Annotated in this window: 23 protein-coding genes; 17 read left to right on the top strand and 6 right to left on the bottom strand. The window is 64.9% G+C overall.

Annotated elements, in window-relative coordinates:
• Positions 1 to 38: 38 nt before the first annotated feature.
• Genes MQW79_RS15110 through MQW79_RS15085 form a run of 6 tightly spaced genes read left to right on the top strand, consistent with a single transcriptional unit; the run spans position 39 to position 6,114 of the window.
• Complete coding sequence (locus MQW79_RS15110; RefSeq protein WP_476585295.1) at positions 39 to 998, top strand: ABC transporter permease; 960 nt, start codon at positions 39 to 41, stop codon at positions 996 to 998.
• A complete protein-coding gene (locus tag MQW79_RS15105; protein ID WP_476585294.1) occupies positions 998 to 1,840 on the top strand; it encodes an ABC transporter permease in 843 nt (280 codons plus the stop codon). Before MQW79_RS15110 ends, MQW79_RS15105 begins: the two co-directional genes overlap by 1 nt.
• The gene (locus MQW79_RS15100) at positions 1,837 to 3,567 is read left to right on the top strand and encodes an ABC transporter ATP-binding protein (RefSeq protein ID WP_476585293.1); all 1,731 of its coding nucleotides are present in this window, start codon (positions 1,837 to 1,839) and stop codon (positions 3,565 to 3,567) included. Before MQW79_RS15105 ends, MQW79_RS15100 begins: the two co-directional genes overlap by 4 nt.
• Positions 3,564 to 4,556: a serine hydrolase domain-containing protein gene (locus MQW79_RS15095; protein WP_476585292.1), complete on the top strand. Its 993-nt coding sequence runs from the start codon at positions 3,564 to 3,566 to the stop codon at positions 4,554 to 4,556. The genes MQW79_RS15100 and MQW79_RS15095 overlap by 4 nt, the downstream gene beginning before the upstream one ends.
• 10 nt (positions 4,557 to 4,566) lie before the next feature.
• On the top strand, positions 4,567 to 5,685 hold the full coding sequence (locus tag MQW79_RS15090) for an anhydro-N-acetylmuramic acid kinase (protein ID WP_476585291.1): 1,119 nt from the start codon (positions 4,567 to 4,569) through the stop codon (positions 5,683 to 5,685).
• A 3-nt stretch (positions 5,686 to 5,688) separates the two neighbouring features.
• Positions 5,689 to 6,114 carry a GNAT family N-acetyltransferase gene (locus MQW79_RS15085; RefSeq protein ID WP_476585290.1) on the top strand — a complete coding sequence of 142 codons (426 nt, stop codon included), beginning with the start codon at positions 5,689 to 5,691 and terminating at the stop codon, positions 6,112 to 6,114.
• On the opposite strand, the gene MQW79_RS15080 is transcribed toward MQW79_RS15085, so the two are convergent.
• From MQW79_RS15080 to MQW79_RS15060, 5 genes are all read right to left on the bottom strand, one after another.
• Entirely contained in the window at positions 6,111 to 6,929 is an 819-nt protein-coding gene (locus MQW79_RS15080; RefSeq protein WP_476585289.1) for an ABC transporter ATP-binding protein, read from the bottom strand. The genes MQW79_RS15085 and MQW79_RS15080 overlap by 4 nt on opposite strands.
• A 1-nt stretch (position 6,930) precedes the next feature.
• Entirely contained in the window at positions 6,931 to 7,770 is an 840-nt protein-coding gene (locus MQW79_RS15075; protein ID WP_476585288.1) for an ABC transporter permease subunit, read from the bottom strand.
• Between the two features lie 62 nt (positions 7,771 to 7,832).
• Positions 7,833 to 8,792, bottom strand: a complete 960-nt coding sequence (locus MQW79_RS15070; RefSeq protein WP_476585287.1) for an aliphatic sulfonate ABC transporter substrate-binding protein — start codon at positions 8,790 to 8,792, stop codon at positions 7,833 to 7,835.
• A 30-nt stretch (positions 8,793 to 8,822) separates the two neighbouring features.
• Positions 8,823 to 9,380 (bottom strand): FMN reductase, encoded by a 558-nt coding sequence (gene msuE / locus MQW79_RS15065; protein ID WP_476585286.1) that lies wholly within the window; start codon positions 9,378 to 9,380, stop codon positions 8,823 to 8,825.
• Positions 9,380 to 10,750 carry an LLM class flavin-dependent oxidoreductase gene (locus tag MQW79_RS15060; RefSeq protein ID WP_476585285.1) on the bottom strand — a complete coding sequence of 457 codons (1,371 nt, stop codon included), beginning with the start codon at positions 10,748 to 10,750 and terminating at the stop codon, positions 9,380 to 9,382. Before MQW79_RS15060 ends, msuE begins: the two co-directional genes overlap by 1 nt.
• Before the next feature lie 436 nt (positions 10,751 to 11,186).
• Here MQW79_RS15060 and MQW79_RS15055 point away from each other — a divergent pair, with 436 nt between their 5' ends.
• The 9 genes from MQW79_RS15055 to MQW79_RS15015 all read left to right on the top strand — a co-directional run bounded on the left by MQW79_RS15055 (position 11,187) and on the right by MQW79_RS15015 (position 18,383).
• Positions 11,187 to 12,221: a sulfate ABC transporter substrate-binding protein gene (locus MQW79_RS15055; protein WP_476585284.1), complete on the top strand. Its 1,035-nt coding sequence runs from the start codon at positions 11,187 to 11,189 to the stop codon at positions 12,219 to 12,221.
• Between the two features lie 70 nt (positions 12,222 to 12,291).
• Positions 12,292 to 12,513, top strand: coding sequence for a hypothetical protein (locus tag MQW79_RS15050; RefSeq protein ID WP_476585283.1), 222 nt, complete (start codon positions 12,292 to 12,294; stop codon positions 12,511 to 12,513).
• The gene (locus MQW79_RS15045; RefSeq protein ID WP_476585282.1) at positions 12,510 to 13,103 is read left to right on the top strand and encodes an RBBP9/YdeN family alpha/beta hydrolase; all 594 of its coding nucleotides are present in this window, start codon (positions 12,510 to 12,512) and stop codon (positions 13,101 to 13,103) included. Before MQW79_RS15050 ends, MQW79_RS15045 begins: the two co-directional genes overlap by 4 nt.
• Before the next feature lie 71 nt (positions 13,104 to 13,174).
• The gene (locus MQW79_RS15040) at positions 13,175 to 13,621 is read left to right on the top strand and encodes an RrF2 family transcriptional regulator (protein WP_476585281.1); all 447 of its coding nucleotides are present in this window, start codon (positions 13,175 to 13,177) and stop codon (positions 13,619 to 13,621) included.
• Positions 13,622 to 13,658: 37 nt separating this feature from the next.
• Positions 13,659 to 15,002, top strand: coding sequence for an FAD/NAD(P)-binding protein (locus tag MQW79_RS15035; RefSeq protein ID WP_476585280.1), 1,344 nt, complete (start codon positions 13,659 to 13,661; stop codon positions 15,000 to 15,002).
• A gap of 165 nt (positions 15,003 to 15,167) precedes the next feature.
• Positions 15,168 to 16,034, top strand: a complete 867-nt coding sequence (gene cysT, locus MQW79_RS15030) for a sulfate ABC transporter permease subunit CysT (protein ID WP_476585279.1) — start codon at positions 15,168 to 15,170, stop codon at positions 16,032 to 16,034.
• On the top strand, positions 16,018 to 16,893 hold the full coding sequence (gene cysW, locus MQW79_RS15025) for a sulfate ABC transporter permease subunit CysW (RefSeq protein WP_476585278.1): 876 nt from the start codon (positions 16,018 to 16,020) through the stop codon (positions 16,891 to 16,893). The genes cysT and cysW overlap by 17 nt, the downstream gene beginning before the upstream one ends.
• An 11-nt stretch (positions 16,894 to 16,904) precedes the next feature.
• Complete coding sequence (locus MQW79_RS15020; protein WP_476585277.1) at positions 16,905 to 17,939, top strand: sulfate/molybdate ABC transporter ATP-binding protein; 1,035 nt, start codon at positions 16,905 to 16,907, stop codon at positions 17,937 to 17,939.
• A gap of 15 nt (positions 17,940 to 17,954) precedes the next feature.
• Positions 17,955 to 18,383, top strand: coding sequence for an RrF2 family transcriptional regulator (locus MQW79_RS15015; protein WP_476585276.1), 429 nt, complete (start codon positions 17,955 to 17,957; stop codon positions 18,381 to 18,383).
• 7 nt (positions 18,384 to 18,390) lie between these two features.
• On the opposite strand, the gene MQW79_RS15010 is transcribed toward MQW79_RS15015, so the two are convergent.
• Positions 18,391 to 20,109 carry an SLC13 family permease gene (locus tag MQW79_RS15010; protein WP_476585275.1) on the bottom strand — a complete coding sequence of 573 codons (1,719 nt, stop codon included), beginning with the start codon at positions 20,107 to 20,109 and terminating at the stop codon, positions 18,391 to 18,393.
• 361 nt (positions 20,110 to 20,470) lie between these two features.
• On the opposite strand from MQW79_RS15010, the gene MQW79_RS15005 reads away from it, so the two are divergent.
• On the top strand, positions 20,471 to 22,048 hold the full coding sequence (locus MQW79_RS15005; protein WP_476585274.1) for an ABC transporter substrate-binding protein: 1,578 nt from the start codon (positions 20,471 to 20,473) through the stop codon (positions 22,046 to 22,048).
• A gap of 72 nt (positions 22,049 to 22,120) precedes the next feature.
• Positions 22,121 to 23,101 (top strand): ABC transporter permease, encoded by a 981-nt coding sequence (locus tag MQW79_RS15000; RefSeq protein WP_476585273.1) that lies wholly within the window; start codon positions 22,121 to 22,123, stop codon positions 23,099 to 23,101.
• The last annotated feature ends 2 nt before the right edge of the window (positions 23,102 to 23,103 follow it).

Genomic DNA, 23,103 nt, shown 5'->3' with positions numbered 1-23,103 from the left:
GGCCGCATCGGCCGGTCCTTCCCACAGGGTCCGATTTCATGAGTTACGTGGTTCAGCGCCTGCTGACCTTTCCCCTGATCCTGCTGGGGGTTTCCATCCTGGTCTTCGTCTCGATCCGGCTGGTGCCGGGCGATGCGATCACGGCCATGCTCGGCACCGAAGCGGGCCTGCTGACGCCCGCCCAGCGCGAGTCGCTGGCCGCCTATTTCGGTATCGACCAGCCCGTCTGGCAGCAGTATCTGCGCTGGCTCAGCGGCCTGTTTCAGGGTGATCTCGGCATCTCCTCGATCTACGGCAAGCCCGTCCTGCAGGTGATCCTCGAGCGTTTCCCGCTGACCTTGCAGCTGTCGCTGATGTCGATGGTGATTTCCCTCAGCGTCGGCATTCCCTTGGGCGTGCTCGCCGCCTCGCGCAATGAGCGCCCGAGCGATCTCATCGTGCGGGTCCTGGCCATGCTCGGCCAGTCGACCCCGAGCTTCGTCATCGGCATTCTCATCATCTATGTGCTCTCGGTCTGGTTCGGCTTCGTGCCGGCCATGGGCACGTTCACGCCCTTCTTCGTTGATCCGCTGGCCAGCATGGCGCAGTTGATCTTTCCCGCCATCACGCTCGGCTTTGCCTTTGCCGCCTCCGTCACCCGCATCTCGCGCTCGGCCATGCTCGATGTGCTGAGCGATGACTATGTGCGCACCGCCCGCTCCAAGGGCGCTTCACCAATGAGGGTCATCTGGCGCCACGCCCTGCCCAATGCGCTCATTCCTGTCGTAACGCTGTGCGGTGTGGAATTCGGCTATCTTCTGGGTGGCGCCGTCATCGTCGAGCAGATCTTTGCCTTGCCTGGTCTCGGACGCCTCGTGCTCGATGCCATCACCCAGCGCGACTATGCGCTGGTGCAGGGGACGATCCTCTTCATCGCCTTCAACTTCCTGGTGGTCAATCTGCTCGTCGACCTCGCCTATGTCGCGCTCGATCCGCGCATCCGGATCGGGGGGCGCTGATGAAAAGCCTGTTCTCGGCCCTCTTCCGGCATCCTTCGGGGCGCATTGGCCTCGTCATCATCGGCATCTACCTGCTGGCTGCGGTGCTCGGCACGCTGGGCCTGACCCCGCATGATCCGCTCAAACTCTATGCTATCGACCGCCTGAAGCCCCCCAGTTCAACCTATTGGTTCGGCACGGACCTCCTGGGCCGTGACACGTTCAGCCGCCTGATGGTGGGCATCCGCCAGTCGATGATCATCGCCTTTTCCTCGGTGGCCATCGCGACCCTTGCCGGCACGATCATCGGCCTCCTCTCGGCCTGGTGGGGCGGGATCTGGGACGGCATCTTCATGCGCATCATGGACGTGCTGCTGGCCTTTCCGGCCATCCTCCTCGCGCTCCTCATCATCGCCATTGTCGGCCCCGGCACCGCGACCAGCGTCGCCGCCATCGCCATCGTCTATACGCCGATCTTTGCCCGCGTGGTGCGTGGTCCAGCCCTGTCGCTGAAGCAGCGCGACTTCGTCGATGCCGCCCGCACCTTTGGCAGTTCGCAGTCCTATGTGCTGACCCGCCACCTGCTGCTCAACCTCGTCGCGCCGCTGGCCGTGCAGGTGACCCTGGCCCTCGCCTGGGCGCTGCTCACCGAAGCGGGTCTGAGCTTCCTCGGCCTCGGCACCCAGCCGCCGACCCCGTCGCTCGGGCTGATGTTGGCGGAGAGCCGCAATCTCATGACGCACGCGCCGTGGCTGATGATCTTTCCTGCCATCACCATCATGCTTGGCATTCTCGGCTTCAACCTCACCGGCGATGCCTTGAGGGATATTCTCGATCCGCGCACCCAGAGGAGGGAAGCATGACCCGCCTGCTTTCTGTCCGCGACCTCCGCGTCGGCTTCGGCCAGGACCCTCGCGCCAACGAAGTGGTCAAGGGCGTGAGCTTCGACCTCGATGCCGGCCAGACCCTCGCCATTGTCGGGGAGAGCGGCTCGGGCAAATCGGTCTCGGCACTGTCGATCAATCGCCTCGTCGATTTCGGCGGCGGCCGCATCACCCATGGCGCCATCGAACTCACCCGCGCCGACGGCTCCGTCATCGATGTCGCCAAGGCCGATGAAAAAGCCATGCTGGGCATTCGCGGCCGCGATGTCGGCATGATCTTCCAGGAGCCGATGACTTCGCTCAACCCAGTCCATACTGTCGGATCGCAGATCGAGGAGGCGTTTCGGCTCTCCAAGGGCCTCACCGGCGCACAGGCGCACAAGGCGACTTTGGACGTGCTGGGCCGCGTGCGCATCCCCGACGCACAATCGCGCCTCGGCTATTATCCGCACCAGCTCTCGGGCGGCATGCGCCAGCGCATCATGATCGCCATGGCGCTTGCCGCCAGTCCGCGCCTGCTCATCGCCGACGAGCCGACCACCGCGCTCGACGTCACCGTGCAGGCCCAGATCATGGGGCTCCTGGCCGAACTCAGGCAGGAGACCGGCATGGCGATGATCTTCATCACCCATGACATTGGCCTTGTTGCCGGCATAGCCGACCGCATCATGGTGATGCAGAACGGCGTGGCGGTCGAGCAGGACGAAGCCGACAAGGTGCTCGACTTCCCGCAGCACGATTACACCAAGCACTTGTTGCGCGCCGTGCCGCACTTCACCTCCGGCGCCGCAGTGCGCGAGGACAGCGCCCGTCCCAAAGCCCGCGACCCGATCGTCAGGGTCGATGACCTCGTCGTCCGCTTCCCGGTAGGCAAGGCCTGGTTCAAGCCCAAGGGCGCCATCCATGCCGTCGACGGCGTGAGCTTCGACCTGATGCCTGGCGAGACCCTGGCCATCGTGGGCGAGAGCGGTTGCGGCAAGTCCACGACGGCGCGCGCCCTGCTCGCCCTCAATAGCAAGACGCGCGGCGACATCCAGGTCACCTCCACCCGCTCCGGCCGGCCAGTGCAGATGGTGTTCCAGGACCCGTTCGCCTCGCTCAATCCGCGTCTCAATGTCGAGGCGCTGCTGGCCGAGCCCGCCATTGCCAATGGCCAGCGGCTCGACGATGCGTTGCGCAAGCGGATGAGATTCCTGATGGACCGGGTGGGCCTGCCCCAGGATGCCCTCACCCGCTATCCGCACCAGTTTTCGGGCGGCCAGCGGCAGCGCCTCTGCATAGCCCGGGCGCTGATGCTCAACCCCGATGTGGTGGTGCTGGACGAGGCCGTTTCGGCGCTCGACGTCTCGGTGCAGGCGCGCGTGCTCGACCTCCTGATCGACCTGCAGCACGAATTCGGCCTCGCCTATCTCTTCATCTCGCATGACATGGCCGTGGTCGAACGCATCGCGCACCGCATTGCGGTGATGTTTGCCGGCCAGGTGGTGGAGATCGGCAATGCCCGTTCCGTCTTGGCCGAGCCGCAGCACAGCTATACCAGGCGCCTGATCGCAGCCGTGCCGGCCGTCGAGCGCCGCCGCCAGACCTTTGCCGTCGACATGACGCAGGTCCCTTCCCTGGTCCGCCCGGCTGGCTATGAACCGCCCCCCGCGCAATGGCGCGACGCCGGCGAGGACCATCGCGTCCGTCTTGAGGAAAACGCATGACCACTGTCGAAGACAAGCTCGATCGCGCCTTTGCGCCGCTCGCCCGGGCCATCGAAACGGGCCGCATTCCCGGTGGCATTCTCGGCGTCGTCGACCGCGACGGCAATCGCGCCACCCGCGTCATTGGCGAGGCGCAGACCGTGCCGATGCGCCGGCCGATGACCGAGGACACCTGGTTCGACCTCGCTTCGCTGACCAAGGTGCTGTTCACCACGGAACGGATACTGGCGCTGGCGGAAAGCGGTCGCATCGACCTCGACGCGCCGCTGGTCAGCGTCCTGCCCGACTATCGGCACTACAACCTCGACAATTGGGAACGCAAGGTCACCTTCCGCCAGTGCCTCGGGCACCAGACGCCCTATCCGGCCGTCTTCCCGCTCTATACCTATGGGCGCGATCCGGACCTGCTGCGCACCTTCCTGCTGCAGCATGAGTTTGCCGCCGGCCCGGCTGTCTATTCCGACATCAACTTCATCCTCCTCGGCCTCGCGCTCGAACGCATCGAGGGCAAATGGATCCGCCAGCAGGATGCCGGCACGGGCTTTGCCTGGTCGGCCGATCCGGCCAGCGCCGCCGCTACCGAGGACTGCTACTGGCGCCATCGCGTGCTGGTGGGCGAAGTGCATGACGACAATTGCTCGGCGCTCGAAGGCGCCGGCCATGCCGGTCTTTTCGGCACCGTCACCAGCGTCCTCGACTTCGCCGCGGCCAAGCTCAACAGCGCTGGCCCCGATGCGCTGATCCGCACGCCGCTTTCGGGCCGCCGCACCCATGGCTGGGAACGGCCCTATGAGGGCTGGTCGGGTGGCGAACTGTCGTCGCGCGACACGATCGGCCATACCGGCTTCACCGGCACGGGCCTGTGGCTCGATTTCGACCGCGGCCATGCCTGGACGCTGCTGACCAACCGCGTACACCCCACGCGCCATTTCGACAGCGGCATCTTGCCCCTGCGCCGCGCCGTGGGCGATTGCATCAATGCCGAATAAGGAGACGGTAATGGAACCGATCTGGGCCATAGGGCTGATGACGGGCACTGTGCTCGATGGCAATATCGACGTGGCTTTGCTGCGCACCGATGGCGAGACCATCGCCGAGTTCGGCACCTATACGCTCGCCCCCTATCCGCAGTCGATCCGCGATACGCTCGAGGAAACGCTGGCCCAGGCGCGCCGGTGGAATTTCGAGGGTCCCGAGCCCGCCATCTTCGCCGAAGCCGAGGAGGCGCTGACCCGCGCCCAGTCGGCCGCCGTGCTCGACCTCGTCAAGCAGGCCGGCCTCAAGCCCGAGGACATCGGCATTATCGGCTTCCATGGCCAGTCGGTACTGCACCGCGCACCGCAGCCGGGCCGCATCGGCGCCACCCGCCAGCTCGGCAATGGCGCGCTGATGCGCCAGCTGACCGGCATCAGGGTGGCCTACGACTTCCGCTCGGCCGACGTCCGCGCCGGGGGACAGGGCGCGCCGCTGGCCGCGCTCTATCATCGCGCGCTGCTCAGGAAGGCCGGCGCGACCGATGGCAAGACCGCCGTGCTCAATCTGGGTGGCGTCGCCAATGTCACCTATTGGGATGGCGCCGATACGCTGATTGCCTTCGATACCGGTCCAGCCAATGCGCCGATCAACGACTTCATCAAGGGTCTTGGCCTGGGTGACATGGACCGCAATGGCGAGATGGCGCTGCACGGCAAGGTCGATGAAGAGCGGCTGGCCCGCCTCCTCACCCACCCCTATCTTTCCGCCGCCTATCCCAAGTCGCTCGACCGTTTCGACTTCCTCTCCTCCATGGCCGATGGCCTTGGTGCCGAGGATGGCGCAGCGACGCTGACCGCCTTCACCACTGGTGCGGTGGGCAAGGCGCTGGATCTTCTCCCGCAGCGGCCGGAACGGCTGGTGGTCTGCGGCGGCGGACGGCACAATCCGGCGATCATGGCCATGCTCCAGACCCGCGCCCAGGTCGAGGCGGTCCCGGCGGAAGCCGTGGGCTGGCGCGGCGATGCGGTGGAAGCCGAATGCTTCGCGCTCCTCGCCGTGCGTGTGCTGCGCGGGATGCCCATCAGTTTTCCAACCACGACCGGCGCCCCGCATCCGCTGACCGGCGGCGTGCTGGCGGCCTGAGCCATGAGTGACCTCGCCCTTGAAGTCACTGACACGCCCCGGCCGGACGATCTCGATTTCACTGGCAGGGCGCTGACGGCATTCAACGATGCTGACGTCGGCGCTTCAGAACGGCGGGCCCTCGCCGTGTTCCTCCGCGACGAGACCGGCGCAATCGTTGCGGGCATTTCGGGCTACACGGCCTGGGGCTGGCTCTATGTCCAGTGGCTGTTCGTGGCCGAAAGTCAGCGCGGAAAGGGTCGGGCCGCAGAAATGCTCCTTGCCGCCGAGGACGAAGCGCTTCGGCGCGGCTGCCATGGCGCCCATATCGACACGTTCAGCCCGCACGCCCTCAAAGTCTACGAGCGTGCGGGCTACGCGGTCTTTGGCCAGTTGCCCGACTTTCCGGTTGGGCGGACGCGCAGCTTCCTGGCCAAGACGTTGCTCTAGCGGAATATCGCGTCGAGCAATTGCCGCTCGAGGCTGGCAAAGGCGGCGCTGCCGCGTTCACGCGGCCGCGGCAGGTCCACGGTCAGGTCCAGCGCCACATGGCCTTCGTCGAGCACGATGACGCGGTCAGCCAGCACCACCGCCTCGGTGACGTCATGGGTCACGAAAAGCGCGGTAAAGCCCTGTTCGCGCCACACATCCTCAAGCAGACCCTGCATGGTGATGCGGGTGAGGGCGTCGAGCGCGCCGAGCGGCTCGTCCAGCGCCAGAAAATTGGGCTGGCTGACCAGCGCCCGCGCCAGGGCCGCACGCTGGCGCTGGCCGCCCGAAAGCCGGGCCGGCCACTGGTCGATCTTTTCCGAGAGCTGCACCGCTTCGAGCGCCGCCACGACACGTGGATCGTGGCCGCTGACGCGGGCGCCAAGACCCACTGCGACATTGTCGCCAATGCTTGCCCAGGGCAACAGTCGCGGCTCCTGGAAGACGATGCGCTTGTTCACCGCCCCCTGCACGCCCCTGGGCGCGGCGAAGGCAATATCGCCATGGGTGGGCGGATCGAGATCGACCAGCAGGCGCAGCAAGATGCTCTTGCCGCAGCCACTCTTGCCGACGATGGCGACGAACTGGCCGGGCTCGATCTCGAGGTCAAGGTGCTTGAGCACCTTGGTCGGCCCGAAATTCTTGTCGAGACCGGTGATGCTGATGCCGGCACCTTCGGTGCGGAAAGCGGTCGCGCGGCGGGACACAGGGCGCAGTTCGGGCTCGATTTCACGGCCGGAAGCAGTATGGGTGCGGGCGCGTTGAATGGCGGTCATGTCACTTCTCCGGAGCCTGGTAGGCGGGGTGCCAGCGCAGGGTGCTGCGTTCGAGGAGGCGTGCCGTGACATCGGCCAGCTTGCCGAGCAGGGCGTAGAGCACGAGGGCGAGGATGACGACATCGGTCATCATGAATTCGCGGGCGCTATTGGCCATGTGGCCGATACCCGAGGACGCCGCCATGGATTCAGCCACGATCAGCGTCAGCCACATGATGCCGAGCGAGAAGCGCAGGCCGATGAAGATGGATGGCAGCGCGCCGGGGAAGATGACCTTGCGGAACAGGGTCCAGCCGCTCATGCCATAGACACGACCCATTTCGAGCAATTGTGGATCGACCGTGCGCACGCCGTGGAGCGTATTGAGATAGATCGGGAAGAAGACGCCGAGCGCAGTGAGGAACAGCTTGGCTTCCTCGCCGATGCCGAACCACAGGATGACCAGCGGGATCAGCGCCAGGTTGGGAATGGTGCGCAGCATCTGCAAGGTCGTGTCGGTCAGCGCATGGGAATGGCGTGACACACCATTGGCAATGCCCAGCACAAAGCCGATGGACCCGCCAACGAGCAGGCCGGAAATGGCGCGCACGGCGCTGGCCCAGATGTCGACAAAGATGCGGCCCGAGCTGACGCGGTCGACCAGTGCCGCCAGCACGGCAGAGGGCGCCGGCATCAGCCGGTTGCCGATCCAGCCGGCGCTCGCGGCCACCTGCCAGAGCAGGATGGCGCCGATGGGCAGAATGAACGGCACCAGCGGCGACAGGCTGGCGAGACTGAAGCCGGGTGTCGCGCGGCGCGGGGTCGAGAGCGTGGTCTTGAACGGCTCGGTCGCAGTGGTCATGACACGTTCCTTTTGCGGAGAATGGAAATGGCCCGGCGACCAGCCGCCGGGCCTTGCCTGGATCAGCTGGGCGCGTACCAGACGATGTCGGTGATGGTGAGCTGGCGCGGGATGATGCCCAGTTCGAAGAACTCGTCGGCCAGGCTCTGCTGATAGGCGATGGTCTCGTCGGTAATCGGGAAGATGCGGCTGAAATCGGCGCCTTCGCGGGTGAGGGCGACACGCTGGATGTCGACGGGTATGCCCGTCGTTTCGGAAATCTGCCCGATCGTGGCCTCAAGATCGGCCTGAGCCTCTGCGCCGACCTGCTTGAGCACCTCGATGACCTCGGCCACGATTTCGGCATGGTCGCGGGCGAAGGCACCATTGGCCTGATAGAAGCTCCATGCATCCAGGATGCCCTTGGTGGTGGTGAGGACGCGGGTCGTGGGCTCCTGTTCGGCAATGGCGAAGTAGGGATCCCAGATGACCCAGGCATCGACCTGGTCGGTGGCAAAGGCCGGCGCGGCGTCGGATGGTCCAAGATCGAATGCTTCGATATCCTGGAGCGTCAGACCAGCGGTGCGCAGCGCCTTTACGGTGAAGTTATGCGCACTCGAGCCACGCTTGAATGCGACCTTCTTACCCTTGAGATCGGCAATGGACTGGATCGGGCTATCCTGCTTGACGAGGATGGCCGAGCCCTCGGCGCTGCCCTTCTGGGCCGCGACATAGACGAGGTCGCCGCCGGCGGCCTGGGCAAAGAGCGGCGGCACGTCGCCGGTGGAACCGAAGTCGAGGGCATTGGCACCGAGCGCTTCGAGCAGCGGCGGACCGGAGGTGAATTCACTCCATTCCACCGTAATGCCGCGTTCAGCCAATTTGGTTTCGATGGCGGCGGACGCCTTGGCGAGGGCGAGAATACCACCCTTCTGCCAGCCGATGCGGAACGTGGTGGGCGCGGTCTGGGCAAGGCCCGCACGGGTGAGGGCGAGGCCGACGGGAGCGGCGGCGATCAGAGAGAGCAGGTGACGGCGTTTCATTGGTCGTTGGTCCTTGAGGAGGAGGAGAAATCAGGCGGTGCGTGCCAGGGGGCGGACGGTGCCCAGCCGCCAGGACAATTCCTCGGCAGCGCGGGCAATCCGGGCGTTGAGCGCATCGCTCTGCGGCCGGTATTCGGAGAATTCGGATTCGGTGCCGTAGATGGCAGTGGGGATGATGTCGGCCGCGAAGAAGGCAAAGAGCGGCCTGAGACCGTGGTCGAGCGCCAAGGCGTGGCGGTCGCTGCCGCCCGTCGCCGAGAGCACCACCGGCTTGCCCTTGAGTGCCTTGGGATCAACGAGGTCGAAGAGGTGCTTGAAGAGGCCCGAATAGGTGCCCTTGTAGACCGGAGACCCGACGACCAGGGCATCGGCCTTGGCAACGGCCTCCAGCAAGGCCGCCACGCTGGGCGCGGCATTGCGCGGATCGAGCGTGTGGCCGAGGTCCGGCAGCACGTCGTTGAGATCGAAGACCGAGGCTTCGACGCGCGGATCGCGGGCAGCAGCCGAAATCACTGCCTCGACCAGCCCACGCGTACGCGACGGACGGGATGGGCTGCCGGAAATTCCGAGGATTCTGATCGTGCTCATCAGGCGCTCCGCTGGCTGGATTGGGCGTCGCGGCGGGCGACGAACCGGTTGACCGGGCGCTCAAGGCCGAGGTTTTCGCGCAGGGTCGCGCCCGCATATTCGGTGCGGTAGAGCCCGCGTCGCTGCAGGATGGGCACGACCTGGTTGACGAAATCGTCGAGACCGGTGGGCAGGATCGGCGGCATGATGTTGAAGCCGTCGGCCGCGCCATTGGTGAACCAGACCTCGATGGCATCGGCGATCTGTTCGGGCGTGCCGACGACCGTGCGATGGCCGCGGGCGGTGGCGAGCGACAGGTAGAGCTGGCGGAGGGTGAGGCCAGTGTTAGCGAGGTCCGACACCAGTTTCAGGCGGCTCTTGTTGAGCTCGGTATCTGAGGGAAGCGGCGGTGCGCGGTCGTCGAGCGAATAGCCCGAGAGGTCGACCCCGACGTAATATTGCTTGAGGATGGCCCAGGCGATGGTGGGGTGGACCAGGGACTGGATAAACTCGTAATTGGCCTGCGCCTCGGCCTCGGTGCCGCCGATGACCGGGAAAATGCCGGGCATGATGAGCAACTGTTCGGGGCGGCGACCGAAACGCGGCAGGCGGACCTTGACGTCGCTGTAGAATGCCTGCGCGTCGGCAAGGGTCTGGTTGGCGGTGAAGATCACCTCGGCGGTGCGGGCGGCGAGATCGCGCCCGGCTTCGGAAGCCCCGGCCTGCACCACGACCGGCCGCCCCTGCGGCGAGCGGGCTACATTGAGTGGGCCGCTGACCGAGAAGAACTGCCCCTTGTGGTTGGTCAGATGCACCTTGTCGGGATCAAAGAAAATGCCGCTCTGCTTGTCGATGACCAGCGCGTCGTCCTCGTAGCTGTCCCAGAGATCGAGCACCAGGTCGACGACTTCCTCGGCCCGCTCGTAGCGATTGGCATGGGCCGGATGACCGGCAATGGAGAAATTCTTCGACACGTCGGCGGCGGTGGTCACCACATTCCAGGCCGCCCGCCCCTTGCTGATATGGTCGAGCGAGGCAAACTTGCGTGCCAAGAGATAGGGGTCCTCATAGGTGGTCGAGGCCGTGGCGACAAAGCCGATATTGCTGGTGACCTGCGAGAGCGCCGACCACAGTGTCACCGGTTCGAAATGGGCCGAATGGCTGACGCGCGAGCGGATTTCGGGACCGGCGCCACCATCCCAGCCGGCAGGACTGTCGGCGACGAAGACCATGTCGAACTTGCCGCGCTCGGCCGTCTGGGCCAGCTCGCGATAGTGATCGATATTGTGTCCGGCCGTCGCCTCGGCGTCCGGATGACGCCAGGCCGCGATGTGGTGACCCGTGGCCATGATGAAGGCGCCCAGGCGGATTTGACGTTGCGGATCGCTCATGGAAATCGCTCCTTTAATGCCAGCCCTCGAAGCCGGCGATGTCAAAAGCGTATTTAGTCTATGTTTTTTGTCGACTAATGAATTTGCGAAAATCCCGTCTCCGGGAGATTGGGATTGCGCCGAAAAAGCACGGCGAGAAAATCTCTGATCTTCGCGGCAGACCGCGCCCTGTCGGGAGCCGATCGCGCGCGTATAGGCGCCCAGGCGTGTTCCAATTCACCCCAGACGCGTCCCGCGGCCGTGATTGGCCCAACCATCGGGCCGGGCATATTTCACGTCGATTCCGCCACTATCCGAAACTGGATTGCGCCGTGGACAGACCGCTGACGCTGTCAGAGTAAAATTTTCTCCATTTCAAAAATCGCGCGCAAGCCTGAGCCTTCCCAATCACGACTGAGTTGATAGGGTTTGTGTATTATTCACTCGGGAGGCTCCGATGAAACGGACAGCCAAGATAGTTACCTACACCGCCCTTGCCGCTTCGCTGGCACTGGGCCTTGCCGTGACCACTTCGGTTCAGGCGCAGGACAAGACGCTGATCAACGTGTCCTACGATCCGACGCGCGAGCTCTATCGCGAATTCAACGAGGCTTTTGTCGCCCACTGGCAGGAAACCAAGGGCGAAAGCGTCGCCATCCAGGTCACCCATGGCGGCTCGGGCTCGCAGGCCCGCACTGTCATCGATGGGCTCGAAGCCGACGTCGTGACGCTGGCCCTTGAAAGCGACATCAATGCCATTTCCGACGCCAATCCCGACCTCATTCCCGCCGACTGGCGCGGTCAGCTCGAAAACAACAATGCCCCCTACACCTCGACCATCGTGTTCCTGGTGCGCAAGGGCAATCCCAAGAACCTCAATGATTGGGGTGACCTGATCGGGGAAGGCGTGGAAGTCATCACCCCCAATCCCAAGACCTCGGGTGGCGCGCGCTGGAATTTCCTGGCCGCATGGGCCTGGGCCCGCGAAGCCAATGGCGGCGATGACGCCAAGGCGCAGGAATTCGTGACCGAGCTGTTCAAGCATGTCCCGGTTCTCGATACCGGCGCCCGCGGCTCGACCACGACCTTCGTGCAGCGCGGCATTGGTGACGTGCTGCTCGCCTGGGAGAACGAGGCCTATCTCGCGCTAGAGGAACTCGGCCCCGACGCTTTCGACATCGTCACCCCCTCGCTCTCGATCCTGGCTGAACCGCCGGTGGCCCTGGTGCCGGGCAATGCCGACAAGAAGGGCAATCTCGAAGTCGCTCAGGCCTATCTCGACTATCTCTATTCCGATGTCGGCCAGGCGCTCGCCGCCAAGCACTATTATCGCCCCTACAAGCCTGAACTGGCGGCGGCCGAGGACATTGCCCGCTTTGGCGAACTGAACCTGGTCACCATCGAGGACTTCGGTGGATGGCGCGAAGCCCAGCCGAAATATTTCGGCGATGGCGGCGTGTTCGACCAGATCTATTCCGGTCCCACCCAGTAAGCGAAGACGTGGCCGGCCCGGGGCCGGCCACACCAGTTCTGCCCGCAGATATCCTTCTCATGAGCATGACATGGTTCACTTCCTTGGAATTTTCGGCCCCGGCCGCCTGGCGCGTAGCGCCGGCCAGGGGGCCCCGCACAAGGCCAACTTTTTCGGCGGCCTGCCGGATGCCGCTCTGGGTGCCGTGCCGATGAGCCGCGCCGAGCAGGACGCCTGCTATATCAACGGCAAGGCCCCGGAGCCGGTCAGGATCTCGCTCGATCCGCAGCGCGATGGGATGCCGGAGCGATGACCCGCCCCGTTCTCATCGTTCCTGGACTCAACGGTTCGGGTGCGGATCACTGGCAGCAGCACTGGCTGGCGGACCACGACCATGCCCTGCTTGTTGAACAGTCCGACTGGGCCAATCCGCAGGCCGGACGCTGGCTGCACCGGCTGGAGCAGGCAATCATCGCCAATCCGGGAGCATTGTTGGTCACCCATAGCCTCGGGACAATCCTGGCCGCGCGGCTGGGCACCAGTTCGGTCGCGCCGCTGGTCGGGGGCGCGCTGCTGGTGGCGCCGGCCGATATCGAGCGCACGTCGAGCCTGCATGCCCGTACCTACGAATTCGGCACCCTGCCCACCATGCCGCTGCCCTTTCCGGCGCTGGTCGTGGCCAGCCGAGACGACATCTATATGAGCCTTGCCAAGGCGCAGGCGCTGGCCGCCGCCTGGCACGCACCAGTGGTCGATCTGGGCTTTGCCGGCCATATCAACACCGCCAGCGGCTTTGGGCGCTGGCCCGGTGGCTATCACCTCGCCCGGCAGGTTCTGGACCGCGCCGACAGGCGCCCGCCGGCGATCCGGCAGGGCCTCCTCTCCGCCCAGGGTCTTGTTTAGTATGGCTATGGAATTTATACGCTGTTCCCGGATGCCGGTCGTGTCGACCGCCGACCGGTGGATGACCGCCTATGCTGACCAAGAAGGGCAAATACGGCCTCAAGGCCCTGGCGGCGCTGTCGCATCAGCCCGAGGGCGCGTTGATGGGCGTGGCCGAGCTGGCCCAGGCCAATGCCATTCCCAAGAAGTTCCTCGACGCCATCCTTGCCGATCTGCGCAATGCCGGCTTCGTGCGCAGCAAGAAGGGCAAGCTGGGGGGCTATGGACTGGCCCGACCTGCGGCCGAGATCATGATCGGCCATGTGGTGCGGGCGCTCGACGGGCCCCTGGCGCCCATTCCCTGCGCCAGCCGGACCCGTTTCGTACCCTGCGACGACTGCAATGTGGCGACCTGCCAGGTGCGGCACCTGATGCTCGACGTCCGCAATGCCGTTGCCGAAGTCCTCGACAATACGAGCCTCATGCAATTGGCGTCCATGGGGGGTGCCGACGCGCTGGACGCGGCCCTGCCCGGCTGAGCCGGCCACACCGCCACCCCCGGGGAGGCGCGGCGGCATGAGCGGGCAATCCATCGTCATTGTCGGGGGCGGCGCCAGTGGCGTGCTGCTGGCCGCCCATCTCCTGCGCAGTGCCGATCCCGACCTGCGGGTGACGCTCATCGAAAAGCAGGGGCAGTTCGGCCAGGGCCTCGCCTATTCGGCGCTGAACCGCGAGCATCGGGTCAACGTCCCGGCAAGAGGCATGAGTGCCTTTGCGGACGATCCCGAGCATTTCTGGCGCTGGCTGCAACGGCACGAACCGGGCAAGCATGCCAGCTCCTGGGTCTTTGTGCCCCGCCGACTCTACGGGGTCTATCTTGAGGCCGTGCTGCGCGACGCCGCTGCGCGCCTGCCGGGCCGGCTGCGCGTGCTCGCCGAGGAAGTGGAGGCCCTGCACGAGCGTCCCGATGGCGTCGACATCCGCCTCGCCTCGGGCTCGGAACTCACCGCCGACCGCGCCGTGCTCGCGGTCGGCCACGAGACCCAGCCCGCCCGTGGCAAGGGTCTGGCCGTGCGGGCGGGGTCTGCCCAGGATACGCGGCTGGACCCCGATGCGCCGGTGATGATCCTGCGCTCCGGGCTCAGCATGGTGGACGCCTTCGTCTCGCTTTCCTCGGCGCAGCATCGGGGGTCGATCACCGTGGTGTCGCGCAATGGCCTTGTGCCGCGCGCCCATCGTGACGTCGCGCCGCTCAGCATTGACGCTGCCGACGTGCCCTTGGGCACCAGCCTTGCCTATCTGACCACCTGGTTCCGCGACCTCGTTGCCGAGACCGCAGCGCAAGGCGGCGACTGGCGGAGCGTCGTCGACGGCCTCAGGCCCTACAATCAGCGACTGTGGCAAAGCTGGCCGGACCGGGAGAGGCGCCAGTTCCTGCGCCATGTCCGGCCCTGGTGGAACATCCATCGCCACCGCCTGCCACCAGACCTCCACCAGGGTCTCGTCGCCGCCATCACCGCGGGTCAGGTCGATCTGATTGCCGCCGAATTCCTGAGTATCGAGAAGCAAGCGGGCGGCGTCCGTGCCACGATCCGGCCGCGCGGAACGGACCACCGACAGGTCCTCGACGTCGCCCGGGTCTATGATTGCGGCGGCGTCAGCGTCGATATCGGCTCCAGCGCCAATCCGCTGATCCGCCAGCTGGTCCGGAGCGGCGCCGCGCGGCCCGATGCCATGAGCATTGGCATGGATGTCGATGAAAGCTGCGCCCTGATCGGCGCCGACGGACGCATCTCGAAACGCGTCCATGTCGTGGGGCCGCTGACAAGGGGCCGCTTCTTCGAGATCGAAGCGGTGCCGGACATCCGGGTGCAATGTGCTGACCTAGCCAGGTCCCTGACCCTGCCGCATCCAGTATAGGGCGCAAACACCGCCCATTAAACCGGCAGACCCGCAGAACAATTTTCTAGAAAATCGGAAAATCTTGCCGAATGACGACCTTGTTATACCCGACTATCCAGATAGAGTTAACGCAGTAAAGCGAAGGTACAGCAGATGGTTCTTGCTCCATCCAGTGCTCGGCCAATGGGACCAGCGGAGGTCAAGGTGACAGGATTTGGCCGTTTCCGCCAGCCCAGCGTCATCCCCGGATTTGGACTGACCTTTGGCTTCACCATTGCCTATTTCTCCCTGATCATCCTTGTGCCGCTCATCGCGCTGGTGTTCCGCTCGGCGGGCCTGGGTTGGTCCGGCTTCTGGAGCGCAGCGCTCGATCCGCGCGTGCTCGCCGCCCTCAGGACAAGCTTTGTCACCGCCTTCATCGCCGCCGCCATCAACGTCGTCTTCGGCACCCTGATCGCCTGGGTACTGGTGCGCTACCGCTTTCCGGGCAGGCGGATCTTCGACGCCATGGTCGACCTTCCCTTCGCCCTGCCCACCGCTGTCGCCGGCATCGCCCTCACGGCCATCTATGCGCCCAACGGGTTTATCGGCCAGCTTGTGGCGCCGCTGGGCTGGCGCATCGCCTACACGCCGGTCGGCATCACCATCGCCATGATCTTCATCGGCCTGCCCTTTGTGGTGCGGACCATCCAGCCGATCCTCGAAGAAACCAGCAAGGAAGTGGAAGAAGCCTCGGCCACGCTCGGCGCCAACCGCTTCCAGACCATTTCGCGCGTCCTGCTGCCCAGCCTGACGCCGGCCATTCTCACCGGCTTCGCCCTCGCCTTTGCACGGGCCGTGGGGGAGTACGGATCGGTCATCTTCATTGCCGGCAATATACCCTTCGTCTCGGAAATCGCGCCGCTGCTCATCGTCATCCGCCTCGAAGAGTTCAACTATACAGGGGCGGCGGTCATCGCCATGGTCATGCTGATCATCTCCTTCATCATGCTGTTCGTCATCAATCTCATCCAGGCCTGGAGCCGCCGGAGGTATGGCTATGGCCAATAGTGTCGCCGCCCGCCGCCTGGCATCCCCCACCAATGAACCCGTCTGGGTCCGTTGGACGCTGATCCTTGCCGGCATGCTGTTCATGGCGCTGTTCCTGGTGCTGCCGCTGGCTGCGGTTTTCTCGGAGGCTTTCCGGCAGGGGATCGGCGCCTATTTCCAGTCGCTGCAAAATCCGGACGCCCTCGCGGCCATCCGCCTGACCCTCCTGGTGGCCGCCATTGCCGTGCCGCTCAACGTCGTCTTCGGCATCTGCGCCTCCTGGGCCATCGCCAAGTTCGAATTCAAGGGCAAGGCGTTCCTGACCACGCTGATCGACCTGCCCTTCTCGGTTTCGCCGGTTATTTCGGGCCTCGTCTATGTGCTGCTCTTCGGCACGGGGAGCCTTATGGGTCCCTGGCTCAAATCCATGGGCGTCGAAATCCTGTTTGCCGTGCCCGGCATCGTGCTGGCGACGATTTTCGTCACCTTTCCGTTCGTCGCGCGCGAGCTGATCCCCCTGATGCAGGATCAGGGCACGGGCGACGAGGAGGCAGCGCTATCGCTGGGCGCCTCGGGCTGGCAGACCTTCTGGCGGGTGACCCTGCCAAATATCAAATGGGGCCTGCTCTATGGCGTACTGCTGTGCAATGCCCGCGCCATGGGCGAGTTCGGCGCCGTTGCCGTGGTCTCAGGCAAGATCCGCGGCCAGACTACCACCATGCCTTTGCAGGTGGAGATGTTTTACAACGAGTATCAGGGCACAGCCGCCTTTGCGCTTGCCTCGCTGCTGGCATTGCTGGCCCTGGTCACACTCGTCCTCAAGGCGGCGCTGGAATGGCGCTACAGCGATGAGCTGGCCGCCTCGGGACGCGGGCACTGACAGGACAGACGATGGACGTACGGGTAGACAGGGTTCGCAAGGAATTCGACCGGTTTCCGGCACTGCATGAGGTCTCGCTCGACATTGGCTCGGGGGAACTGATCGCGCTGCTGGGTCCTTCGGGATCGGGCAAAACCACGCTGCTGCGGTTGATTGCCGGATTGGAGCGCCCCACCGCCGGCCGCATCTTCTTTGGCGATACCGACGCCTCGGAAAAGAGCGTCCAGGAGCGCAATATCGGCTTCGTGTTCCAGCACTATGCCCTGTTCCGGCATATGACCATTCTCGAAAACGTCGCCTTTGGCCTCAAGGTCCGGCCGCGTTTGACCCGCCCGCCCAATGGCGAGATCCGCCGCCGGGCACTCGAACTGCTTGACCTGGTCCAGCTTTCCGGCCTTGAAAAGCGCTATCCCAACCAGCTCTCGGGCGGGCAGCGGCAGCGCGTGGCCCTGGCCCGGGCGCTTGCCATCGAGCCGGCCGTGCTGCTCCTCGACGAGCCCTTTGGCGCCCTCGACGCGCAGGTGCGGCGCGAATTGCGCAAGTGGCTCAGGGAAATCCACGAGCGCACCGGCCATACCACGGTATTCGTCACCCATGACCAGGAGGAGGCGCTCGAGCTGGCCGACCGGCTCTGCGTCATGAGCCAGGGAAGGATCGAGCAGGTCGGCTCGCCCGACACTGTCTACGACACCCCGACTTCGCCCTTTGTCTTCGGCTTTATCGGGGAAAGCTCGGAACTGCCGGTCACCGTGGAAAAGGGCGATGTCTGGCTCGGCGACCGGCCGATCGGCCTTGCCCGGACCGGGGCCGAGGGCAGGCAGCGCCTGTTCTTCCGCCCGCATGACATCGAACTGGTCGAGGGCGATGCAGCCCTGGCCGGGGTCGTCGCCTCCAGCCGCCGGGTCGGGGGCACCAGGCGCGTCGAACTCGACATTGGCGGGGCCGCCCATCGCGTCGAGATCGACCTCCCCTTCGATCACCCCGCCGGCGAGCGATCCCAGATCGCCTTCCGGCCAAAACGCTTCGCACTCTTCCCCGAAAGCTGAACCAGGAGCCGCGCAGTGATCTCGCAAAAGGCCAGATATGCACTGCGTGCCCTCCTGGCGCTGGCGCGTCCGGGGCCGGGCAAGACGCTGATGATCGGCGAGATCGCCAGCGAGCAGAAGATCCCCAAAAAGTTCCTCGAGCAGATCCTGCTCGAACTCAAGGCGGGCGGGATCGTGCAGAGCCGGCGCGGCCGCACGGGCGGCTATGAACTGATCCGATCCGCCGAAGACGTCACCTTTGGCGAGGTGTTGCGGCTGATCGACGGGCCGATTGCGCTCCTGCCCTGTCTCTCCAAGGTCGCATATCGCCCCTGCCAGGACTGCAAGTCCGAAGAGAGCTGCGAGCTGCGCCATGTCTTTGCGCAAGTAGCCGTCGCGTCGCGCGCCGTGCTCGACCGGACCAGCCTTGCCGAAGCGCTGGCAACGCCCGGTTTCGAAGCCTGATCGCCGGCTAGGCGAAACGCCAGGCCAGAACCAGCACGGTCGTCGCCCCCGTCAGGAGGACCAGCGGGCCGCCCAGACGCAGAAAATCGGCGAAGCTGTAGTCGCCCAGCCCCATCACCAGGGTGTTGTTGTGGTGACCGAAGGGCGTCAGGAAATCGAGCGAGGCGCCAACCCCGACTGCCAGCAGCAGCGGCTCGACGGGCACACCATACTGCCCCGCCATTTCCACCGCGATCGGCGCCAGCATGAGCACGGTGGCGGGATTGTTGACGAAGGGGGTGAGGATCGCCGCCAGCAGCACCATGGCGGCGATCAGGGCCGGCAGATTGGCGACCGGCAGCAGCGCCGTCACCATGTCCACAAGGCTTGCAGCAAGCCCCGTCGTCTCGACCGCCGCGCCGATCGGGATAATGGCCCCCAGCATGATGAGGATGGGCCAGTTCATGGTTTCGAGCCCCCGCCGGATCGACAGCGCGCCGGTCAGCGCCAGCGCGATGACGACCAGGCCAAAGGCAATCTCGGGATTGAGCCCGGCAAAGGCGGTGAGCATCACCCCTGCGGCAAAGATGAGGACGGGCAGCAGGGCCGCGCGCTCCGCCTTCCGACCTTCGGGCTGTGCCAGCGCCATCAGTCCGCAATCCTCGAGCTCTGCCGCCAGCGCTTCGGGCGAGCCGCGCAGCATCAGGACGTCGCCGATACGCAGCCGCTGCTCGGCAAAGGGACCATCGAGCGGGCGGCCGGCGGCGCGCAGTCCATCCACGATGATGTCGCGCGCATGCAGAGGCTCGAGATCGGCGATCTGCGAGCCGACGAAAATGCTGTCAGGCATGACGACGACGTCGACCCGCTGCGCAGCGTCATCGAGGGCCGGCAGCGGCACCAGCTGCCCGCTCCGCTCGAGCGCGTCGAGGTCATCGGCCGCGGCATGCACGAAGATCAGGTCACCGGCACGCAGACTGTCACCAATGGGGCGGTGGCGACCGGTGAGCAGCAGGTGGATGATCTCGATATTGTGCTGCTCCAGAGCGGAGACAGGCTGGCCGATCAGGTTCGAGCCCTCGGGCACAAGCCGCTGCAGGGAGGCGGCAGGCGCCTGCAGTTTCGCATCCCTGTCCCCGCCCGGCGCCTGACGCGGCCAGTACGGGGTCACCAGGGTCAGGTACACAATGCCGGCAGCGGCGACGGGGAGGCCCACAAGGCCAATTTCGAAAAAGCCGAACTGCGTTGCCCGCATCTCTTCGAGCGCCTGGGCGACCAGCAGGTTGGCGGGCGTACCGATGAGCGAGCCCAGCCCGCCGAGCAGGGTGGCAAAGGAGACCGGCATCAGCAGGGCCCGCGCCGGCAGGCCATGTCGCGCGCCGACCGCCAGAACCATCGGAATCACCAGGGCCAGCGCCCCGATATTGTTCATGAAGACCGACAGGGCCGCCGAGACCACGAGCAGACCGAAAAGCGTCGCCCGCGGACCCGAGGCCGCCGGCCAGGCACGACCGACGGCCTCGACCACATGGCTGCGGTTGAGCACGCTGATGATGAGGAGGATTTCCAGAACCGTGACGACCGTGGGGCTCGCAAAGCCGGAAAACACGGCAGTCTCGGACACCAGCCCGAGCATGAAGGCGACGGCCAGCCCGAGCAGCGCGACCATTTCGATCCGGAAACGGCCGGAGGCAAAGGCCACGACCATGACGGCCAGCAGGATGGTCAGACTGGTTTGCGCGAACATGCCCAAGTGATGCCAGCCGGGCCGCCGCTCTGCCAAGGGGAATATTCCGGATCAGGAAAGGCCGGAGGAACCGCAGGACGAGAAAAAATCGCAAGGCCACGGAAGAAATCCCACCTTCACTCCGTATACATGACGTGCGAATTCGCACGTCATGTATTTTGAAGTATTTCTGGCAACGAGACGCGTACCGATTTGTCAAAAACCGTTCGGCGCGGTGTTTGTCACAGCTTTGTGCCAGCAGCACGACTATTGATGCCAAGCTTGTGCAATTGCACTCCTGATAAATCTGAGCTTTTGTGTGGCCCAAGCCTTCCAAATGACTATTTCGAGAAGGCGTTATTCAGGAATGGAGAGAACGCTAATGCACACTTCACTGACCCGCATTGCCGCTGCGCTTATCGCGACGACCATGCTTGCCGGTGTTGCCCAGGCTGAAACGATCCGCTGGGCGCGCTCGTCCGACGCGCTGACGCTGGATCCGCACTCGCAGAACCAGGGCAATACCCACACCCTGGCGCACCACATCTACGAAACCCTCGTCGGCCGCGACAATGACGGCAACCTGACCCCGCGCCTGGCCACGGAATGGGCGCTCAAGGAAGGCGATGACACCGTTTGGGTGTTCAAGCTGCGCGAAGGCGTCAAGTTCCACGACGGGTCCGACTTCACCGCCGAGGACGTGGTCTACTCGATCACCCGCGCCAAGAGCGAATTCTCGAACATGAAGCAGCTCCACGCCGAAGTGGAGTCGGTGACGGCCGTGGACGACTACACTGTCGAGTTCCAGATGGCCGGCCCGTCGCTTATCTACCCGAACAACCTCACCAACACCTTCGTCATGGACAAGACCTGGTCGGAAGCCAACGACCTCGACACCGTCCAGGACTTTGCCTCGGGCGCCACCAACTACTCGGTGCTCAACACCAATGGTACCGGCCCCTACACGCTGGTCTCGCGTGAAGTCGACGTGAAGACCGTCCTGACCGCCAACCCGGAATGGTGGGGTGAAGCCGCCCCGGTCACCGACATCGAATATGTCGTGATCTCGGACGCCGGCACCCGCGTTGCCGCTCTGCTCTCGGGCGAAGTGGACATCGTCCAGGACGTGCCGCCGCAGGACATCGAGCGCCTTTCTTCGACCGAAGGCTTCAAGGTCGAAACCGGCCCGGAAAACCGCTTCATCTACTTCGGCTACAAGTTCGGTGACGAACCGCTGAAGTCGTCCAACATCACCGACAGCAACCCGTTCAACAATCCGCTGGTCCGCGAAGCCATGGAGCTGGTGCTCGATCGCGATGCGATCAAGCAGGTCGTGATGCGCGGCCAGTCGATCCCGACCGGTATCCCCAACCCGCCCTTCGTGGCCGGCTGGACCGAAGAACTTAATGCCTATCCGGCTCCCGATGTGGAAAAGGCCAAGGCGCTGATGGCCGAAGCCGGCTATCCGGATGGTTTCTCGGTCACCCTCGACACCCCGAACAACCGCTATGTCAACGACGAGGCGATCTCGACCGCCTATGTCGGCATGCTCGGCCAGATCGGCATCAACGTCACCCTGGCCTCGCGTCCGGTTGCCGAACACAGCCCGATCATTCTCGCCAACGAGTCGGACTTCTACCTGCTCGGCTGGGGTGTCCCGACCTTTGACTCGGCCTATGTCTTCAACGACCTGATCCACACCAAGACGGATCTGCACGGCACCTACAATGTCGGCCTCTACTCGAACCCGGAACTGGACGAGAAGATCATCTCGCTCGGCACCGAGAGCGATGCGGCCGTGCGTGAAGCCACCGTCGCCGAGATCTGGGCAACGGTTAAGGCCGATCGCGTGCTGCTGCCGATCCACAACCAGGTCCTGGCCTATGCCATGCGTGAAGGTGTGACGCTGCCGGTTCAGCCGGAAAACCAGCCGAACATGACCACGGTCACCTTCGAGTAAGCGTCCCGCAATCAGGAGCCGCCGCGCCAGGGCCTCGCGCCCGGCGGCGGCTCCGTCGTATCGGAGGGCATTATGCTCGCCTTCATCGCCCGGCGGCTGTTCCAGTCCGTCATTGTCATGCTCGTCGTGGCCTTCATCGCCTTCCTGGTGTTCCGCTATGTCGGTGACCCGCTGGCGAACCTGCTCAGCCAGGACGCGACCATGGCCGACTACGACGCTGCCCGCGAACGGCTCGGCCTCAACCAGCCCTTCTACGTCCAGTTCTACCATTTCGTGGTCAACGCCCTGCAGGGCAATTTCGGGGTCTCCTACCGGCTGCAGCAGCCGGTCAGCCAGCTCATCCTCGATCGCCTGCCAGCCACGATCGAGCTTGCCTTTGCCTCGGCCATCATCGCCCTTGTCGGCGGCGTGTTCCTGGGCATCTACACGGCCCTTCGCCCCCGCGCCTTTTCCTCGGGCGTCATCATGACCGCCTCACTGGTCGGCGTGTCGCTGCCCACTTTCCTTATCGGCATCGGGCTCATCTATGTCTTTGCCGTCGAGCTCAAATGGCTGCCCAGCTTCGGCCGGGGCGAAGTGGTGCAGATCGGCTGGTGGCGCACGGGCCTGCTTACCTCGTCGGGCCTGCGCTCACTCATCCTGCCGGCGATCACCCTCTCGCTGTTCCAGCTGACGCTGATCATGCGCCTCGTGCGGGCCGAAATGCTCGAAGTGATGCGCACCGACTATATCCGCTTCGCCAAGGCCCGTGGCCTTTCCAAGCGGGCGATCAATTTCGGCCATGCGCTCAAGAACACCATGGTGCCCGTGATCACCATTACCGGTCTGCAGCTGGGCTCGGTCATCGCCTTTGCCATCATCACCGAGACGGTGTTCCAGTGGCCGGGCGTGGGCTCGCTGTTCGTCAACTCCGTCGCTGCCGTCGATGTGCCTGTCATGGCCGCCTACCTCGTCTTCGTGGCGCTGGTCTTCGTGGTCATCAACCTCATCGTCGACATCCTCTATTTCATCGTCGATCCGCGCCTGCGCGACGGCGCCAAGTCCGGGAGGTAGGC

It is taken from the genome of Devosia sp. Micro-HW1, assembly GCF_056341075.1.
The sequence above is the reverse complement of the archived record's forward strand: the minus strand, read 5'-3'. Positions and strand labels throughout refer to the sequence as shown.

Excerpts from the sequence above, each read along its gene's own strand:
- MQW79_RS15000 (WP_476585273.1), top strand. The coding sequence starts at position 22,121 with ATGCTCGCCTTCATCGCCCGGCGGCTGTTCCAGTCCGTCATTGTCATG.
- MQW79_RS15100 (WP_476585293.1), top strand. The coding sequence starts at position 1,837 with ATGACCCGCCTGCTTTCTGTCCGCGACCTCCGCGTCGGCTTCGGCCAG.
- MQW79_RS15040 (WP_476585281.1), top strand. The coding sequence starts at position 13,175 with ATGCTGACCAAGAAGGGCAAATACGGCCTCAAGGCCCTGGCGGCGCTG.
- MQW79_RS15055 (WP_476585284.1), top strand. The coding sequence starts at position 11,187 with ATGAAACGGACAGCCAAGATAGTTACCTACACCGCCCTTGCCGCTTCG.
- MQW79_RS15020 (WP_476585277.1), top strand. The coding sequence starts at position 16,905 with ATGGACGTACGGGTAGACAGGGTTCGCAAGGAATTCGACCGGTTTCCG.
- MQW79_RS15105 (WP_476585294.1), top strand. The coding sequence starts at position 998 with ATGAAAAGCCTGTTCTCGGCCCTCTTCCGGCATCCTTCGGGGCGCATT.
- MQW79_RS15050 (WP_476585283.1), top strand. The coding sequence starts at position 12,292 with ATGGTTCACTTCCTTGGAATTTTCGGCCCCGGCCGCCTGGCGCGTAGC.
- cysT (WP_476585279.1), top strand. The coding sequence starts at position 15,168 with ATGGGACCAGCGGAGGTCAAGGTGACAGGATTTGGCCGTTTCCGCCAG.
- MQW79_RS15010 (WP_476585275.1), bottom strand. The coding sequence starts at position 20,109 with ATGTTCGCGCAAACCAGTCTGACCATCCTGCTGGCCGTCATGGTCGTG.
- MQW79_RS15045 (WP_476585282.1), top strand. The coding sequence starts at position 12,510 with ATGACCCGCCCCGTTCTCATCGTTCCTGGACTCAACGGTTCGGGTGCG.
- MQW79_RS15110 (WP_476585295.1), top strand. The coding sequence starts at position 39 with ATGAGTTACGTGGTTCAGCGCCTGCTGACCTTTCCCCTGATCCTGCTG.
- MQW79_RS15095 (WP_476585292.1), top strand. The coding sequence starts at position 3,564 with ATGACCACTGTCGAAGACAAGCTCGATCGCGCCTTTGCGCCGCTCGCC.
- MQW79_RS15090 (WP_476585291.1), top strand. The coding sequence starts at position 4,567 with ATGGAACCGATCTGGGCCATAGGGCTGATGACGGGCACTGTGCTCGAT.
- MQW79_RS15080 (WP_476585289.1), bottom strand. The coding sequence starts at position 6,929 with ATGACCGCCATTCAACGCGCCCGCACCCATACTGCTTCCGGCCGTGAA.
- MQW79_RS15035 (WP_476585280.1), top strand. The coding sequence starts at position 13,659 with ATGAGCGGGCAATCCATCGTCATTGTCGGGGGCGGCGCCAGTGGCGTG.
- MQW79_RS15085 (WP_476585290.1), top strand. The coding sequence starts at position 5,689 with ATGAGTGACCTCGCCCTTGAAGTCACTGACACGCCCCGGCCGGACGAT.
- MQW79_RS15070 (WP_476585287.1), bottom strand. The coding sequence starts at position 8,792 with ATGAAACGCCGTCACCTGCTCTCTCTGATCGCCGCCGCTCCCGTCGGC.
- MQW79_RS15005 (WP_476585274.1), top strand. The coding sequence starts at position 20,471 with ATGCACACTTCACTGACCCGCATTGCCGCTGCGCTTATCGCGACGACC.
- MQW79_RS15075 (WP_476585288.1), bottom strand. The coding sequence starts at position 7,770 with ATGACCACTGCGACCGAGCCGTTCAAGACCACGCTCTCGACCCCGCGC.
- cysW (WP_476585278.1), top strand. The coding sequence starts at position 16,018 with ATGGCTATGGCCAATAGTGTCGCCGCCCGCCGCCTGGCATCCCCCACC.
- MQW79_RS15060 (WP_476585285.1), bottom strand. The coding sequence starts at position 10,750 with ATGAGCGATCCGCAACGTCAAATCCGCCTGGGCGCCTTCATCATGGCC.
- msuE (WP_476585286.1), bottom strand. The coding sequence starts at position 9,380 with ATGAGCACGATCAGAATCCTCGGAATTTCCGGCAGCCCATCCCGTCCG.